Here is a 16,716-nt window from a genome sequence, read left to right as displayed (position 1 = left end):
GACAGGTCTCCGGCGTCTCAGTAGGCGAAGGCCGCGGGGCGCGGCTCGTCGGAATCGGTGTCTTCGCGAGGCGCTTCCGGCGGTGGGGGACCGGCCTTGGCGTAGCGGACCATCAGCACGCCGTCGACGACCGCGAGCACGCCGTAGAGCAGGGTGAACACGATCAGCGAGGTCAGCACGCTGCCGGCGGAGACGGTGGGCGACACCGAATCGGCGGTCTTGAGCACCCCGAACACCGACCACGGCTGGCGGCCCATCTCGGTGAAGATCCAGCCGACGCTGTTGGCCAGGTAGGGCAGGGCGATCCCGAGGGTGGCGACCGGGAAGAACCAGCGGGCGCGCGGGGTGCGGCCGCGGCGGAACAGCCAGAGGCCGGCCAGGGAGATGAGCAGGCACAGGAAGCCGAAGCCGATCATCAGCCGGAACGTCCAGTAGGCGACCGGGATGTCCGGCCGGTACTCGCCGGGCCCGTACTGCTGCCGCTCGGCGGCCTGCAGGTCGTTGATGCCCTCGACCTGGCCGTCGAACTTCCCGGTGGCCATGAAGGAGAGGACGCCGGGGACGCGGATGCTGAACTTCTCCTGCGAGCCGTCGAGCGAGCCGATGGTGAACAGCGAGAACGACGCGGGGGCGACGGTGTCGTAGAGCGCTTCGGCGGCGGCCATCTTCATCGGCTGCTGCTCGGTCATCAGCCGCGCCTGCAGGTCACCGGTGACGATCACGCCGAGGCTCGCGATCAGCACGGTGACCAGGGCGAGCTTCATCGACGGCCGGAAGACGTCGGCGTTCTTCTGCCGCCGCAGCTGCCACGCGCTGATCCCGACGACGAACATCCCCGCGGTGAGGAAGCACGCGGTGACGGTGTGGGCGAACGCCCCGACGGCGGTCGAGTTGGTCAGCACCGCGCCGAAGTCCTTCAGCTCCGCGCGGCCGGTGGCGGGGTTGACCGCGTAACCGACCGGGTGCTGCATCCAGGAGTTCGCGGCGAGGATGAAGTAGGCCGACAGGAGGGTGCCGATCGAGGCGAGCCAGATGGTGGCCAGGTGCAGCCTCTTCGGCAGCTTGTCCCAGCCGAAGATCCACAGGCCGAGGAACGTCGACTCGAGGAAGAACGCCAGCAGGCCTTCGATGGCCAGCGGCGCGCCGAAGATGTCACCGACGAACGTGCTGTAGTCCGACCAGTTCATCCCGAACTGGAACTCCTGCACGATGCCGGTCGCCACGCCCATGGCGAAGTTGATCAGGAACAGCTTCCCCCAGAACTTCGTCATCCGGCGGTAGCGGTCGTTCCCGGTGCGCACCCAGGCGGTCTGCATCCCGGCGACCAGGAAGGACAGCCCGATGGTCAGCGGGACGAAGATGAAGTGGTAGACGGTGGTGATCCCGAACTGCCATCGGGCCAGGTCCAGGGCGCTCATCGAAGATCTCCTGCTCGTTCGCGGTTACCCGGTGAGCATCGGGTGCGGCAGCCCTCCGCGCTTAGGGTCCTTGGTCACTTCCCGGACGGTCACGGGTCCCTGCCGCCGGAGGCCCCCGCGGTCGTACGCTGGGCGTGTCGAACCGTTCCAAGGGAGGTCGCAGATGCTCCGGGTGTTTCTCGTCGACGACCACGAGGTCGTTCGCCGCGGTGTCGCGGACCTGCTGGACGAGGACGAGAACCTCACGGTCGTCGGGCAGGCCGGCAGCGTGTCGCAGGCACTGGCGCGCATCCCGGCCCTCAACCCCGACGTCGCCGTGCTCGACGTCCGGCTGCCCGACGGCAACGGCATCGAACTCGCCCGCGAGCTGCGGTCCCGGCTGCCCGGGCTGAAGTGCCTGATGCTGACTTCGTTCACCGACGAGCAGGCGATGCTGGACGCGGTGATGGCGGGGGCGAGCGGGTTCGTGATCAAGGACATCAAGGGCATGGACCTGGTTTCGGCGGTGCAGGACGTCGGCGCGGGCAAGTCCCTGCTCGACGCGCACGCGGCCGCCGCGCTCATGACCAAGCTGCGGGAGAGCCAGGCCAAGAAGGGGCCGCTGGCGGACCTGTCGGACCAGGAGCGGAAGCTGCTGGAGCTGATCGGCGAGGGGCTGACCAACCGGCAGATCTCCGAGCGCATGTTCCTGGCCGAGAAGACCGTGAAGAACTACGTCTCGCGGCTGCTGACCAAGCTGGGCATGGAGCGCCGCACGCAGGCGGCCGTCCTGGCCACCGAGCTGCGCAACCAGGGCGGCTGAAGCCCCGGCGCTCAGGCCCTCAGCGGCGACGGTTCCATCAACACGTCCGCCAGCGACCGCCGCGGTGTCCACGGCACCGGGGTGCCGCGGCCCAGGCGCAGCACGATCTGCGGCCACAGGCCCCCGCCGAGCAGCCGGCGCAGCTCCGCGCGGACCGCCGGGACCTCGACCGGCTGGGAGATGAACGACGCGTCGAGCCCGGCCACCGTCGCGGTGAGCAGGACCCGCTGCATCGCCTGGCCGGCCTGGAGGCGGTCGGCGGCCGTGTCGTCGAAGGAACCGATGACGACGACCAGCGGCTCGGAATCGTCGGGACGGCCGCGGTCCCGCGTCCCGAAGTCGCGCAGCACCCAGCCGCCGTTGTTCGACGGCATCGCGCCGGCCGCGAACTCCGGGACCCCGTCGCGGCTGTCCGGGCCGCGGCCGGTCCAGTGCCGCCACTCGGCCAGGAACGCCGGATCCGCGAGCTGGACGCGGTGGCCCTGGTGGATCAGCTCGCGCAGGCCCGCCAGCTGCGCGCCGGTCAGCCGCGGCAGCCAGGACTGCTCGAGTTCCGCGGCGTGGCGCAGCTCGGCCACCAGGGACGGGCGGATCACGTCCGCTTCGAACGGCGTGCGGTTGGTGTGCCGTCGTGGGATCGCGTTCGCCAGCTCGACCATGCGGGGGTCCGGACGGCGGGCCGCGAACGGCCGGACCGTGGCGAGCAGCGTCGGGTCGTCGCGGCGGGGGAGCAGCGTCGTGGCCGGGTGGGCACCGAGCGCCTGGATGGCCGTGCGCAGGTTGAACAGCGCGGCGCCGCAGGACAGCAGCAGCTCGCGCCGGTCGGCGTCGGCCACCGGCAGCGCCCGCTCCGGGTCGGCGTGCAGCTCCAGGCCCTCGTGGGTGCAGCGGAAGCGCCAGGGCTGCGTATTGTGCGTCGACGGAGCCAGTACCGCAGCGCCGATGACCGACTTCACCTGATCGGGGTCCAGCAGGCCGATCGAGGTGATGGGTAGTGTCATGGTTTCCCCTCGGTGCCGCGGGGCGGCACACTGTGACTGTCGAAAACTTGGTTCGACGGTCTCTCGCACCGCAGGGCCAAGGAAAGGGGACAAAGTCACCGATGATGCGGAGGCGGTGGTGAGCGAAGCCGGGCGCGAACCGGACGGTGGGCCGCGGCGGATGGCGGGCACGCTGTCCGGCCTGCGGCTGCGGGAAGTCCTGCGCGACCTGCAGGACCGGATCGAGCTGCTGATCGGCACGCGCGACAAGATGGACGGCCTGCTCGACGCGGTGCTGGCCGTCGCGTCCGGGCTGGAGCTGGACACCACGCTGCGGCGGATCGTCCAGGCCGCGATCGAGCTGGGCGAGGCGAAGTACGGCGCACTGGGCGTGCTCGCCGACGACGGGTCGCTTTCGGAGTTCGTCCACATCGGCATCGACGACGAGACCCGCCGGCTGATCGGCGACCTGCCGCAGGGGCACGGCGTCCTCGGCGTGGTCATCGACGAGGCGAAGCCGCTGCGGATGGAGGAGATCTCCGCCCACCCGGCCTCGGTCGGGTTTCCCGCCCACCACCCGCCGATGCACTCGTTCCTCGGGGTGCCGGTGCGCGTGCGCGACGAGGTGTTCGGCCGGCTGTACCTGACCGAGAAGAAGAACGGCGAGCAGTTCACCGACGACGACGAGGTCGTCGTGCAGGCGCTGGCCGCGGCGGCGGGGATCGCGATCGAGAACGCCCACCTCTACGAACAGGCCCGCGTGCGCCAGCAGTGGCTGGCCGCCACGAGCGAGGTGACCACCGAGCTGCTGGGGGGTACCGACCCGGCCGAGGCGCTGAGCCTCATCGCCAGCCGGACCCTCGAACTCACCGGCTCCGACGTCACGATGCTCGCCCTCCCGCACTCCGGGGGCCTGGACGTCGACGAAGAATGGGGCCACGACGCCGAAGACCTGACGGTCACCGTGTGCTCGGGGACGCGCGCGGCCGAGCTGTCGGGGACGCGCATCGCCATCGAGGAGAGCGTGCCCGGCGCGGTGTACCGGGACCGGACCCCGCGCAGCGTGCCCGAACTCAGCCTCCGCGACCACCGGTTCGGGCCCTCGATGGTGGTTCCGCTGCGGGCGGGCGACCGGACGACCGGCGTGCTCATCGCGGCCCGGGAGGTCGGCGCGGCTTCGTTCGAGTCGGCCCAGCTGCCGGTGGTGGCGTCCTTCGCCGACCAGGCGGCGCTGGCACTGCAGCTGGCGGCGCAGCAACGGGCGGCGCGGGAGCTGGACGTGCTCGGCGACCGCGACCGGATTGCCCGTGACCTGCACGACCACGTCATCCAGCGGTTGTTCGCGGTGGGGTTGTCGATGCAGAGCACCCAGCGGCGGGCGAAGTCCCCGGAGCTGCAGAAGCGGCTCGGGGACAGCATCGAGCAGCTGCACGAGATCGTCCAGGAGATCCGCACGGCGATCTTCGACCTGCACGGCGGCGCGGCCGGGGCCACCGGCGTGCGGCTGCGGCACCGGTTGCACGACGCGATCGCCGAGCTGACCGACGACGCCCCGCTGCAGCCGACGGTGAGCATGTCCGGCCCGATCGACACGGTGCCGACCCAGCTGGCCGAGCACGTCGAGGCCGTGGTGCGCGAGGCGGTCAGCAACGCGGTCCGGCACGCCGAAGCCTCGACGTTGTCCGTGTCGATCGCGGTGAGGGACGACCTGATCCGCGTCGTGGTGGCCGACGACGGCAAGGGCCTGCCCGAGGGCATCGCGCCGAGCGGCCTGGGCAACCTCCGCGACCGCGCGGAGGCCACCGGCGGCGCCTTCACGCTGGGCAGCGAGCCCGGAGGCGGCGTCAAGATCGAGTGGTCCGCCCCGGTCGCCTGACCCGCCGCCTTCGGTGACGAAGGTCCTCGCGGTTCGGGCAATCCGGCCGCGTCGCCGCGTCCTGCTCCCGAGGTCTCCTTGACGGGCGAAACCGGACTGGAGGAGCGACCGTGCGAGTGCTGACCCTGAACCCCGGTTCGTCGAGTGTGAAGGCGTCGCTCGTCGCCGACGGCACCGCGATCGGCTGGGCGGCCTGGGACTCGGCCGACCCGGCGGTGTGCGGCCAGGCGATCCGCCGGTGGCCCGATGTGGACGCGGTGGCCGTGCGATTCGTCCACGGCGGTGCCCAGAAGGCTCCGGCGTGCGTGGACGACGCCCTGCTCGTCAACCTCGAACGGCTCACCTCGCTGGCGCCGAACCACCAGCCGCTCTCGCTCGAGGTCACCCGGGAGGTCCGCCGGCTCCTGCCGGAGGTCCCGGTGGTGGCCTGCTTCGACACGGCGTTCCACGCCCGGATGCCCGAAGCCGCCGCCCGCTACCCCCTGCCACGGGCGTGGACCGCGCAGAACCGGTTGCGGCGCTACGGTTTCCACGGCCTGTCGTGCCAGTACGCCCTGCGCCGCTGCGGCGAGCTGCTGGGCCGCTCCCCGGAGGACCTGCAGCTCGTCTGCGCCCACGTCGGCGCCGGGGTCTCGGTGACCGCGATCCGCGACGGCCACGGCGTCGACACGAGCATGGGCTTCACCCCGCTCGAAGGCGCCATGATGGCCACCCGGTCCGGCTCGATCGACCCGGGCCTGCTGCTGCACGTGCTGCAGACGGCCCCGATGAGCCCGGCGGAGCTGGCCGACGCGCTGTTCCACCGCTCCGGGCTGGCCGGGATGACCGGCACCGACGGCGACCTGCGGCGGGTCCTCGCCGCGGCCGCCCACGGCGTGCAGGACGCTTCGGTGGCCTTGGACGTCTACCGGCACCGGCTGCGGCGGGAGATCGGCGCGGCCGCGATGAGCCTCTCGCGGCTGGACGCCGTCGTGTTCACCGGCGGCGTCGCCGAACACCAGCCCGGGCTGATCACCTCCGTCATCGACGGCCTGGGCGTGCTCGGCCTGCACGCGGGCGCCGTCCCGCGAACCGACGTCGACCGGATCGTCACGGCGGCGGATTCTCCGGTGCCGGCCCTGATCGTGCTGCCCCGGGAAGACCTGGAGCTGGCCCGCGGCGCCGAAGAGGCCCTCGCCCGAGCGTCCGTGACGTGACCGGGTTCCGCTGGGACACCTCGTCCCGGGCCGTGCTCGGCGACGCGCTGGTGCGGCTGGGCCCGAACCGGTGCGTCGCGGAGGTCCGGCCGGACGAGGTCGTCCTGGCCGAGCCGCCCGCCCGGCGCGACCGGGCGGGCAACGCCGCCCTCCTCGAATGCGGCGCGGCGCTCTCGACCATCTGGACGGTCGTGCGCGTCCTCGGCCGCGATCCGGTCGTGGTGTTCCCGCACGACGCCGACCGCCCGGAGGTCGCGGCGGTCGTGCGGGCGGGCGGCGCGCACCCGCCGTCCAGCGGCGAGTGGGCGCGGTACGTGGCGCTGCGCAAGCTGGGGGAGCCACAGCTGCGGCCGGTCAGCCTCGCGGTGCTGGGCGCGCTGGCGGGCGACGGGTTCTGGCCGGAGACCGACGTCCGGATCGTGCGGCCCGGCTGGGTCCCGGCGTTGCAGCAGCTCGGCGCCGACGTCACCGGGCAGTCGGCCCTGCTCGTCACCACGCCCGGCGACAGCCGCCGCCACCACGTCCTGGCGGGCGCCGCGCTGCACGGCACCCGGCTGGCCGCGGCCGTCCGCGGGTTCTCGTCCCGGTCCGTGCGGCTGGCCCGCCTGACGGTCCTCGAACGGAGCCGGCAGACCGAAATCCTGCCCGGCGTCCCGCAAGGGCTCCTGCTGGTCGGCCTCCCCGCGAGGAAGACCCGATGACCGGGGAGGGACGAATTCCGCCGGGGCGGGTGACTTTGTGCTCCGGTGCCGTCCCGGTGCGCGCCGCGACCATGAGGAGGGCGGAGCGCCCGGCTCCGCGGCGAGGAGTGACCGCGATGACCACCGCAGCTCCGGCAGCCCTGACCTCCGGCCAGATCGGCGTGCTCGCCCGGGCCGTGAGCCGTGCCCCTTCGGTGCACAACAGCCAGCCGTGGCAGCTGCTGATCCGGGGCACCGAAGTGGACCTGCTCGAACGCCGCGACGTCGAGCTCCGCCGGCACGACCCGTTCGGCCGGGACCGCGTGCTCTCCTGCGGTGCCGCGCTGGCCAACCTCGAACTCGCCGTCCGCGCCCTCGGCCGGGACTGCCACGTCGACCCGAGGGACACCGGTGACGTGGTGGCCACCGTGACGATCGGACGCCCGCGCGCGACCTCCGCCCGGGCCTACGCGCTGTACCAGGCGATCGGCCGCCGGCGCAGCCACCGGCACCGGTTCTTCCACAGCCGCGTGCCGACGACCGTCCACACCGCACTGGTCGCCGCCGGCGAGACGACGGGCGTGCGCGTCGTCGTCCCCGGCCGGCTGGACAAGCTGGCCGAGCTCCTCGGCTTCGCCACGCGCGTCCTGCGGGCCGACCGCGGCTACCAGCGCGAGCTCGAAGTGTGGACCGCCCACACCCACGGGTGGGACGCCCACGGCGACGGCGTCGTCGAGGAGGCGCTCAGCGCCGAGGCCCTGCCGGTGGCCGGGCTCGTCCGCGCGAGCACGCCGGTCCCGGACGACGCCGTGCTCGCCGACCGGCTGGCCGCGGAGAACCTGCTGGTCTTCTGCACCGACGGCGACGCACGGGCCGACCACCTCGCGGCCGGCGCGGCACTGCAGCGCGTCTGGCTCACCGCGGCCTCGAAGGCACTGGCCGGGTCGGTGATCACCCAGCCACTGCACCTGACCGGCTTCCGGGCGCGGCTGGTGTCCGAGCTCGCGCTGCCCGGCGTCCCGCAGGCGATCTTCCGCTTCGGCTACCCGGCCGTCCCCGCCGCGCCCTCACCACGGCTCCCGCTCGGTGAGCTGTTCCCGTGACACGGTCCGGACGGCGGCGTGGACACCGGCCTCGTGACCAAGGGTTCGTCGCGGCGATCCGGTCCACGGGCGGCGCGTCCGGCGAGCCGGTGCCACCGGACCTGCGCAGGGGCCGCCGTGCCTTGCTGGACCGCCTCCGGTGCCACCGGACCTGCGCGGGGGCCGCCGTGCCTTGCTGGACCGCCTCCGGTGTCGCCGCCACCCCGCGCCCAGCCCCGAAGAAGCCCTGCACCAAAGTGTATAACGTCCTATACAGCACGGCTGACCTGAGAAAAAATTCGTCGTCGAACATCAAAACAAAAGCGGCAAAGACCCCGGTCAGCCGGCGACCTTGCGGGCCACGCCACCGTAGAGCTGCGTGTTCGTGTACGGGTCGGCCGAGATGTCGCCCGGTCCGCCCGGTCGCCACAGTGCGCAGCCGACCAGGCCTGGCTCGAGCAGTTCGAAGTCGCCGAACATGGTCTCCACCTCGTGGTAGCTGCGGGTGGTCGCCTGGTCCTGGCCCTTGGCCAGGTTGAACGTGCCCACGAGGCCGCTCATCCGGCTGCCTTCGCGGTCGTTGACCATGTGCGAGATCGCCAGGTGGCTGCCGATCGGCACGCGGCGGCGGTACTCCGCGAGCAGTGCGTGCGGGTCGCTGGCGTCGGGGATCCAGTGCAGCATGGCCACCATCAGCAGGCCGATCGGTGCATCGAAGTCGAGCCGGCGCACGTCGGGGTCGGCGAAGATGCTCTCCGGGTTGGTGAAGTCCGCGTGCGCGATCGTGGCGGTGTCGCTGGTGCGCAGGAGCATCCTGCTGTGGGCGACGGCGATCGGGTCGCGGTCGACGTAGACGACCCGGCAGCGCGGGTCGATCTCGGCGGCGATCTGGTGGACGTTCCCGACGGTGGGGATCCCCGAGCCGATGTCGAGGAATTGGCGGATGCCCAGGTCCATCAAGGTGCGCACGACCCGGCCGAGGAATGCGCGGTTGAGCCGGGCGACGTCGCGGATGCCGGGCATGACCTTCTCGGCCTGTTCCGCGGCGTCGCGGTCGGCCTGGAAATTGTGGGCGCCGCCGAGCAGATAGTCGTAGGTCCGGGAACTGCTGGGTTTCGTGGTGTCGATACCCGGGGGAACCCATTCCTCTTGGTGTTGTGTCGTCATCGTGCACCTCGCTCCTTCGAACGAAGAACATACTCACTGCCGCGGGGTCGTTGATTACGCCATCGGTGTGACGGCAATTCAGCCGATGGGTGCTGTCGCGTGCCGCCGATCGGGCCTAAGGTGGCAGACCTCTTCCGGACTGCCAAGGAGAGGAAATGAGCGTCCCGGTCGCGCCCGGCCGTCGGATCCTGCTGGGGCACACCCCGTCGTTGTTGCGGCGGCGGGTCGGGTTCACGTCTTCCCTGCGTGTTCACGGCGATATGGTGCGGCTGTTCCTCGGTCCGCTGGAGGCGTATTTCCTGACGAGCCCGGAGTTGGTCAATCACGTGCTCGTGACCCAGGGGACGAGCTTCTCGAAGGGGATCGTCTTCGATCGTTTCCGGCCGTTCATGGGAAACGGGCTGGTGATGTCGGAGGGGGTGTTCCACCTGCGGCAGCGCCGGTTGGTGCAGCCGGCGTTCCACAGTGCCCGGCTGGCCGCGTACGCGGACACGATGGTGCGGGTGGCCGGGGAGCTGACCGGGGGCTGGCGGGCGGGTGAGGTCCGGCAGCTGGATGCCGACATGCAGTGGCTGGCGATCACCGTGGTGGGGGAGACGCTCTTCGGCGCCGAGCTCGGGCGGAGGGCTGTGGCGGAGGCGCGGCGGTCGATTCCGGTGGTGTTGAAGGCGGGGATGGTCCGGGCGTTGTCCCCGCGGTTCCTCGAACGTGTCCCGCTTGTTCCGGCCAACCGGCGGTTCGACCGGGCGGTGGATCGGCTGCGGCGGATCGTGCTGGAGGTGATCGCCGGGTGGCGGGTGGCGGGGGAGGATCACGGTGATCTGCTGTCGCTGTTGATGCTGGCGCGGGATCCCGGCACCGGTGAGGGGATGACCGACGAGCAGGTCTACGACGAGGTGATCACGTTGCTGACCGCGGGCAGTGAGACCACTGCGGTCACGTTGACGTGGCTCTTCCACGAGCTGGCGCGGCATCCGGAGGTCGGGCGGCGGGTCCGGGCCGAGGTGGACGAGGTGCTGGGTGGCCGGGTGGCCACGTTCGCCGATGTCGCGAAGCTGGGGTATTTGCGGCGGGTGGTCAGCGAGGTTTTGCGGATGTACCCGATCTGGATCCTCATGCGGCGGGCGGTGTGTGAGGTGGAGGTCGGCGGGGTTCGGCTGCCGGCGGGGACGGAGGTCATGTTCAGTCCGTTTTCGCTGCATTTCGATCCGCGGTTCCACGATGATCCGGAGCGGTTCGATCCGGATCGGTGGTTGCCCGAGCGGGCCGCGCGGGTTCCGAAGGGGGCGTATGTGCCGTTCGGGGCGGGTGGCAGGCAGTGTGTGGGGCAGGCTTTTGCGCAGACCGAAATCACCTTGGTCGCGGCCACAGTGCTGGCGGGGTGGGAGTTGTTGCCGGTGCCGGGGGTGCCGGTGCGGTTGACGGTGACTTCGGCGGCTTATCCGGATCGGATGCCGATGACCGTGGTTCCCCGGCGGGTGGTCTGACCGGCGCCGGAATGTCGTTTTCTTGATCGCTGTGTTCGTTTGATCTTTTCGGAGGTAATTTTTCGTGTCCGGATTCCGTGGTGGGGTGGAGCGCGCCGCCGGTCGTCGTCGGCGGGCTGTCGTGCTGGTGCTGGTGTCGTTGGGGTTGCTGCTGGTTCCGGTGTCGGCCGGTGCCGATGGTGCGGGTTGCCGGGAGCTGTACTTCCCGGTGACGTTGGTGGCGCTTCCGCAGACGATGCACGGGACGCTGTGTGTGCCGCCGGGTGGGGCGAACACGGTGCAGGTGCTCATTCCGGGTGGGACGTACAACAGTTCTTACTGGGACATCGGGTACCAGCCGGAGGTGCGGTCCTACCGGTTGGCGATGAACGCCGCCGGGTATGCCACGCTGGCGCTCGACCGGCTGGGGACGGGTGGGAGCACGACGCCGCCGAGTGCGGTGCTGACGACGGTTACCGAGGCGGCGGTGGTGCACCAGGTGATCCAGGCGGTGCGGTCGGGTGTGCAGGGGCCGGGGTTCGCGAAGGTGATCCTGGCCGGGCATTCGTTCGGTTCGGGGACGGCGAGCATCGAGGCGGGTACGTTCCACGACGTCGATGCGGTGCTGGTGACCGGGTTGGCGCACCGGTTGAACCTGGCCGGGACGTCGGCGGTGTTCGCGGCCACGTATCCGGCGTTGCTGGATCCGCGGTTCGCGGCCGGTGGTTATGACCCGGGGTATCTGACGACGGTGCCGGGCAGCCGGTATTCGATCTTCCACGCGCCGGGTCCCGAGGTGGCCGGGGCGGTCGCGTTCGACGAGGCGACGAAGGACACTTCGGCGTACGAGCAGGCGGCGGATCTCTTCCCGATCGGGATCATCGCTCCGTATTCGCTGCTGATCGACCGGCCGGTGATGGTCGTGCTGGGTCAGGACACGGTGTTCTGCGGGTTGCTGGCCACGAACTGTTCGTCGGCGGGTGGGATCAAGGCGTCGGAGGCGCCGTACTACGGCGCGGGGGTGGATCTGACCGCGTATGCGTTGCAGGGGTATGGGCATGCGATCAACTTCGCGCCCAATGCGCCGGATTACTTCCGGGCGGTTGTGGAGTGGGCTGATCGCAAGGTCGGCCGGTAGGGGTGTCGCTTGGCCGGTGGTGTAAATTTCACGGCCGTTTTGTCCTTTGTGGACGTTGGGCAGTGGCTCTGAGGAGGGAAGCCCTGTTCGGTCACGCTCGCGGGTTGCGGTGCCCGGGTGCGTGGATTGACAACTGCTCGCCCGGGAGTTCAGGCTTGCGCCACGCATGTTAGCGATAACAGTCGTGGTGCTCGTGCGAATACCGATCTGGCCGTCCAATGGCGGGTAGCTGACCGGGAGAAGGTCGTCATGAACAGAGGAAGTTTCAGCCGCCGGGGCCGGCACGGGCTCGCCGTGCTCGTCGCCGCGGCGACGGTCGCGGCGACGGCGTTGCTGGGGGCCAACGCCGCGCAGGCCGACGTCACCGGCGCCTTGCGCGGCGTCGGTTCGGGGCGTTGCCTGGACGTCCCGAACGCCAACCAGACCGATGGCACTTCCGTGCAGATCTACGACTGCTCGGGCGGCGCCGGTCAGCAGTGGACGTCGACCGGCAGCGGCCAGCTGACGGTGTTCGGCGGCGCCAAGTGCCTGGACGTGGCCGGCAGCGGCACGACCGCAGGCACCCGGGTGCAGATCTGGACCTGCCACGGCGGGGCCAACCAGCAGTGGCGGGTGAACGCCGACGGTTCGGTGGTCGGGGTGCAGTCCGGGCTCTGCCTGGACGTGACCGGCGCCGGGACGGCGAACGGGACCGCGGTGGCGCTGTGGACGTGCCACGGCGGGACCAACCAACAGTGGACGGGCCTGTCCGGCACGCCGACGACCACGCCGACGACCACCACGACCGGGGGCACCGGCTGCACGCTCCCGTCGACCTACCGCTGGTCGTCTTCAGGTGCGCTGGCGCAGCCGAAGAACGGGTGGCTGTCGCTGAAGGACTTCACCAACGTCGTCTACAACGGCAAGCACCTCGTGTACGGGTCGACGGTCAACTCGTCCGGGTCCTACGGCTCGATGGCGTTCAGCCCGTTCACGAACTGGTCCGACATGGCCTCGGCCGGCCAGAACGGGGCGAACTCCGGCACCGTCGCGCCGACGTTGTTCTACTTCGCGCCGAAGAACATCTGGGTGCTGGCCTACCAGTGGGGTTCCTGGCCGTTCATCTACCGCACTTCGAGCGACCCGACCAACCCCAACGGGTGGTCCGCGCCGCAGCCGCTGTTCACCGGCAGCATCTCCGGCTCGGGCACCGGCCCGATCGACCAGACGCTGATCGCCGACGGGCAGAACATGTACCTGTTCTTCGCCGGTGACAACGGGAAGATCTACCGCGCGAGCATGCCGATCGGCAACTTCCCGGGCAGCTTCGGCTCGAACTACACGACGATCATGAGCGACACGCAGGCGAACCTGTTCGAGGCGGTCGAGGTCTACAAGGTCCAGGGCCAGAACCAGTACCTGATGATCGTCGAGGCGATGGGCTCGCGCGGCCGTTACTTCCGCTCGTTCACCTCGAGCAGCCTGAGCGGGTCGTGGACCCCGCAGGCGGCGAGCGAAAGCAACCCGTTCGCGGGGAAGGCCAACAGCGGTGCGAGCTGGACGAACGACATCAGCCACGGTGATCTGGTCCGCACCAACCCCGACCAGACCAAGACGATCGACCCGTGCAACCTGCAGCTCCTCTACCAGGGCAAGGACCCGGCGGCCGGCGGCGACTACAACCGGCTTCCGTGGCGGCCGGGCCTGTTGACGCTGCAGCGCTGATCGGCGACCACCGCGGAGAGGGGCCCTGGCCGGGTGACCGGCCAGGGCCCCTCTCCGGCGCGCGGAGCCGGCAGGCGCGGCCACGTCGTCGCGGGTGAGCCGGGCCGGCGAAACAGCGGGTTCGGACCTCCCACGCTTGACCTTGACACTGTGGCAAGGTCTTCACTGCGTGCAGGAGGTGGTTCCCATCAACCCGACACACACCGACCCCTGGCACCACGACCGGCTGCTCGCCGCACTGGGGGCCGGGAATTCGTCCACTCGCCTGCAGGCCGCGCTCGCCGCGGGCACCGGCGCCGACCCGGCTCTCGCCGGCGCGCTCCTGGAGCGGTGCGCGGTCGAGCCGGACTTCTTCGTGCGCGACATGCTGACCTGGGCGTTGACCCGGCTCCCGGCGGAGGCGACGGTGCCCGGGTTGCTCGCCCAGCTCCGTTCCGGGCGGGCGCAGGCCCGGAGCCAGGCGCTGCACACGCTGTCCAAGATCGGGAACCGGGCGACGTGGCCCGCGATCACCGGCTCGCTGCTGCGTGACGCCGACGACGAGGTCGCTCGCAGCGCGTGGCGGGCCGCTGTGGTCCTGGTGCCCGCCGGAGAGCGGGCGGCGCTGGCCGCCGAACTGGCCGGGCAGCTCGGTCGCGGCGACCGGACCGTGCAGCTGAGCCTGAGCCGGGCGCTCGTCGCGCTCGGCGAGGTGGCCGAGCCCGCGCTGCGGGCCGGGCTGGCGAGCGCCGACCCGGCGGTGCGGGCGCACGCCCGCGCCACGCAGCGGCTCCTGCTCGACCCCGACGCCGGGTTCGACGTGGCGGTCGACGAGGCGAACCGGATCGTCGCGCTCGGCCCGGAGCGGGCCGGGGGAGCCGCGTGCTGATCGGCGAGGTGGCCCGCCGCTGCGGGGTGAGCACCCGGATGCTCCGGCACTACGAGTCCCTCGGGCTGGTGCGGCCGACCGGCCGCACCGTCGGGGGCTACCGCGAGTATTCGGCGGCGGACATCCGCCGGATCTTCCACGTGGAAGGCCTGCGGTCGCTCGGTATGTCGCTGCGGCAGATCGGGCGCGCGCTGGAGGATCCCGCCTTCACCCCGGCTGCGCTGGTCGGTGACCTGGTCCGGCGGACCGAGGACCGGCTGCGGCGGGAGCGGGAGCTGCTCGAGCGCCTGCGGGCGATCGACGCCTCGGCGCCGTCGGGCTGGCAGGACGTGCTGCGGGTCGTCGAGCTCCTGCGCGGCCTCGGCTCGCCCAGTGCCGCCCGGCGGCAGCAGGCCGTCCTGGTGCGGGCCGAGGACCTGCCGGTTCCGGCCGATCCGCTGGCCAAGGCCATCCTCGCCGAATCCGATCCGAACGTCGCCGGAGCGCTGCGGTGGGCGCTCGCGCGGGCGGGTGGTGACGGGATCGGCAGCCTGGCGTCCGGCCTGGGGTCGGACGACGCCGAGGTGCGGCGGCGGGCGGTTCGGGCGATCGCCGAGCTGCCCGGCGTGGAGGCCGACGCGGTGCTCGAAGAGGCGCTCGAGGACGCGGACCCGGCCGTGCGGCGGCTGGCCGCGCTGGCCGCGGGCCGGCGCGGCGCGACCGCCGCCGTGCCGGTGCTGGCCGCCATGGTGGTCGAGGGCACGAACGACGTCGAGGCGGCCGAGGTGCTGGGAACGCTGGTACCCGCCGAAGGGCAGGAGGACCGGATCGTCGGCGCGCTGGCCGGTGCGCTGGCCGCACACCCGGCGGACTCCGCGGTCCGGATCCGCCTGGCCCAGGCGCTGGCCGAGCTGCCGGGCGACGCCGCGCGAGACGTCCTGCGGCAGCTGGGCAGTGACGAGGACCCGGCTGTCGCCCTGGTCGCGTCGGCGCTGGTGGAGGCACTCGAGGCGCGGCCCGGCGGCTGAGCGCGGTCACGAGACCGTCGCGGCGATCCGCACGGCGTCCTCGGCGGTGAACGCGCCTTCGAGCCGGTAGGCGACCGTGCCTCGCTGCCAGATCAGCGACGGTGCCGCGAGGCGGGCGGTTTCGGTCCGCCACTGCCCGGCCGGGTCGACGTACATCAGCTCGTGCGGCCGGTCGATCCAGATCGCCGGTGCCCCGCCGACGCTGACCCGCCGGCCCTCGGACATGCCGAGGAACTTCTCGAAGACCGGGCCGAGCTGCCCGTCGAACTCGTCGAGCCGGACGGCGGGCTGCCCCGCGGCGGCGGCCGGGCGGCCCGGTCCGCTTTCGTAGAGCAGCGAAACCACGCGCGTCGGGGCACCGGCGACCCGGACGTCGTCCGGCGTGCCGAGAGCGGCCGGGACCCCGATCGGGAACGCGGTCACGTCGCGCGCCGCGGCGAGGTCCAGCGAGCGTTCGCCGGGCAGCAGGCCCTGGCCGCGCACCGGAGGACCGGGTTCGCTGCGCAGCTCGATGCCGGCGAACCGCAGCAGGTCGGTCACGGTCGCGCGGACCGCGGGGGAGAGGGTGACCGCGGCGGCGAAGGCCAGTACGAGCGCCGCGGCGACGGTGGCCCACCGCGGAACCACCGGACGCCGTCGCGGCCGGGCGGGCAGCCGGGCCAGGACGGCCGCGCGCACCTCGGGGGCCGGCGGCACGTCGAGGCGGTCGCCGAGGCCGCGTAGTGCGGCGGCGAGCCGCGCATCCTCGGGATCAGTCACCGACCGCCTCCTTGTCCGGTTCGGCCAGCAGCTCCCGCAGCCGGGCGAAGGCGCGGTGTGCCCGCGACTTCACCGATCCTCGCGGGCACCCGAGCACCTCCGCCGTTTCTCCTTCCGTGAGGTCGAGGAAGTACCGGCAGATCACGACCGCCCGGTTCTTTTCCGGCAGGGCCCGCACGGCGTCCAGCAACGCGGCGTCCGACATCGCCTCGGTCGCCGGATCGCCGTCGCGGACCAGCTCCAGGCGGGTGGCGCGCAGCTCGGTCGCGGCGCGGCGGCGCCGGGAGCGGACGAGGTTGTGCGTCTCGTTCGCGACGATGCGCAGCAGCCAGGCGCGGAACGAGGCGCCACCGCGAAACGACGGCAGCGCCCGGAAAGCCTTCACGAACGCCTCCTGGACGACGTCTTCGGCTTCGTGCCCGGCGCCCAGCAGGTAGGCCGTGCGGTGGGCGAGCGCGGTGTACCGGTCGACCAGCGTCCCGTAGGACGCCGGGTCGCCGCCGCGAATCCGGGCCACCACCTCGTCGTCGTCCGTCGCCCGCCCCTTCCCACCGTGTTCCACCTTCCTGTACA

Annotated in this window: 15 protein-coding genes; 10 read left to right on the top strand and 5 right to left on the bottom strand. The window is 71.8% G+C overall.

What is annotated here, in order from left to right; translation table 11 throughout:
* Positions 1-17: 17 nt before the first annotated feature.
* Positions 18-1,418, bottom strand: coding sequence for a cytochrome ubiquinol oxidase subunit I (locus ACWEGE_RS01930; protein WP_449658573.1), 1,401 nt, complete (start codon positions 1,416-1,418; stop codon positions 18-20).
* Between the two features lie 163 nt (positions 1,419-1,581).
* On the opposite strand from ACWEGE_RS01930, the gene ACWEGE_RS01925 reads away from it, so the two are divergent.
* Complete coding sequence (locus ACWEGE_RS01925; RefSeq protein ID WP_449658572.1) at positions 1,582-2,220, top strand: response regulator transcription factor; 639 nt, start codon at positions 1,582-1,584, stop codon at positions 2,218-2,220.
* A gap of 11 nt (positions 2,221-2,231) precedes the next feature.
* Here the strand turns inward: ACWEGE_RS01925 and ACWEGE_RS01920 are convergent, their stop codons facing one another.
* Positions 2,232-3,221, bottom strand: coding sequence for an Acg family FMN-binding oxidoreductase (locus tag ACWEGE_RS01920; RefSeq protein ID WP_449658571.1), 990 nt, complete (start codon positions 3,219-3,221; stop codon positions 2,232-2,234).
* A 160-nt stretch (positions 3,222-3,381) separates the two neighbouring features.
* Here ACWEGE_RS01920 and ACWEGE_RS01915 point away from each other — a divergent pair, with 160 nt between their 5' ends.
* The 4 genes from ACWEGE_RS01915 to ACWEGE_RS01900 all read left to right on the top strand — a co-directional run bounded on the left by ACWEGE_RS01915 (position 3,382) and on the right by ACWEGE_RS01900 (position 8,055).
* Positions 3,382-5,076 (top strand): GAF domain-containing protein, encoded by a 1,695-nt coding sequence (locus tag ACWEGE_RS01915; protein WP_449658687.1) that lies wholly within the window; start codon positions 3,382-3,384, stop codon positions 5,074-5,076.
* A 110-nt stretch (positions 5,077-5,186) separates the two neighbouring features.
* Complete coding sequence (locus ACWEGE_RS01910; protein ID WP_449658570.1) at positions 5,187-6,272, top strand: acetate/propionate family kinase; 1,086 nt, start codon at positions 5,187-5,189, stop codon at positions 6,270-6,272.
* Positions 6,269-6,973, top strand: coding sequence for a hypothetical protein (locus ACWEGE_RS01905; protein WP_449658569.1), 705 nt, complete (start codon positions 6,269-6,271; stop codon positions 6,971-6,973). Before ACWEGE_RS01910 ends, ACWEGE_RS01905 begins: the two co-directional genes overlap by 4 nt.
* A gap of 116 nt (positions 6,974-7,089) precedes the next feature.
* On the top strand, positions 7,090-8,055 hold the full coding sequence (locus ACWEGE_RS01900) for an Acg family FMN-binding oxidoreductase (protein WP_449658568.1): 966 nt from the start codon (positions 7,090-7,092) through the stop codon (positions 8,053-8,055).
* Positions 8,056-8,373: 318 nt separating this feature from the next.
* On the opposite strand, the gene ACWEGE_RS01895 is transcribed toward ACWEGE_RS01900, so the two are convergent.
* Positions 8,374-9,201, bottom strand: coding sequence for an SAM-dependent methyltransferase (locus ACWEGE_RS01895; protein WP_449658567.1), 828 nt, complete (start codon positions 9,199-9,201; stop codon positions 8,374-8,376).
* Positions 9,202-9,356: 155 nt separating this feature from the next.
* On the opposite strand from ACWEGE_RS01895, the gene ACWEGE_RS01890 reads away from it, so the two are divergent.
* The 5 genes from ACWEGE_RS01890 to ACWEGE_RS01870 all read left to right on the top strand — a co-directional run bounded on the left by ACWEGE_RS01890 (position 9,357) and on the right by ACWEGE_RS01870 (position 15,384).
* Entirely contained in the window at positions 9,357-10,688 is a 1,332-nt protein-coding gene (locus ACWEGE_RS01890) for a cytochrome P450 (RefSeq protein WP_449658566.1), read from the top strand.
* A gap of 64 nt (positions 10,689-10,752) precedes the next feature.
* On the top strand, positions 10,753-11,805 hold the full coding sequence (locus ACWEGE_RS01885; RefSeq protein WP_449658565.1) for an alpha/beta hydrolase: 1,053 nt from the start codon (positions 10,753-10,755) through the stop codon (positions 11,803-11,805).
* A gap of 249 nt (positions 11,806-12,054) precedes the next feature.
* Complete coding sequence (locus ACWEGE_RS01880) at positions 12,055-13,509, top strand: non-reducing end alpha-L-arabinofuranosidase family hydrolase (protein WP_449658564.1); 1,455 nt, start codon at positions 12,055-12,057, stop codon at positions 13,507-13,509.
* 178 nt (positions 13,510-13,687) lie between these two features.
* Positions 13,688-14,377, top strand: a complete 690-nt coding sequence (locus ACWEGE_RS01875) for a HEAT repeat domain-containing protein (RefSeq protein ID WP_449658686.1) — start codon at positions 13,688-13,690, stop codon at positions 14,375-14,377.
* A complete protein-coding gene (locus ACWEGE_RS01870) occupies positions 14,371-15,384 on the top strand; it encodes a HEAT repeat domain-containing protein (protein WP_449658563.1) in 1,014 nt (337 codons plus the stop codon). Before ACWEGE_RS01875 ends, ACWEGE_RS01870 begins: the two co-directional genes overlap by 7 nt.
* Before the next feature lie 6 nt (positions 15,385-15,390).
* On the opposite strand, the gene ACWEGE_RS01865 is transcribed toward ACWEGE_RS01870, so the two are convergent.
* Both ACWEGE_RS01865 and ACWEGE_RS01860 read right to left on the bottom strand, forming a co-directional pair.
* Positions 15,391-16,143: a hypothetical protein gene (locus ACWEGE_RS01865; protein ID WP_449658562.1), complete on the bottom strand. Its 753-nt coding sequence runs from the start codon at positions 16,141-16,143 to the stop codon at positions 15,391-15,393.
* Positions 16,136-16,705 carry an RNA polymerase sigma factor gene (locus tag ACWEGE_RS01860; RefSeq protein ID WP_449658561.1) on the bottom strand — a complete coding sequence of 190 codons (570 nt, stop codon included), beginning with the start codon at positions 16,703-16,705 and terminating at the stop codon, positions 16,136-16,138. Before ACWEGE_RS01860 ends, ACWEGE_RS01865 begins: the two co-directional genes overlap by 8 nt.
* Between the last annotated feature and the right edge of the window lie 11 nt (positions 16,706-16,716).

This window comes from Amycolatopsis sp. NPDC004747, from assembly GCF_053601335.1.
Note: the sequence above shows the minus strand (reverse complement) of the source record. Positions and strands in the feature narration are given on the sequence as shown.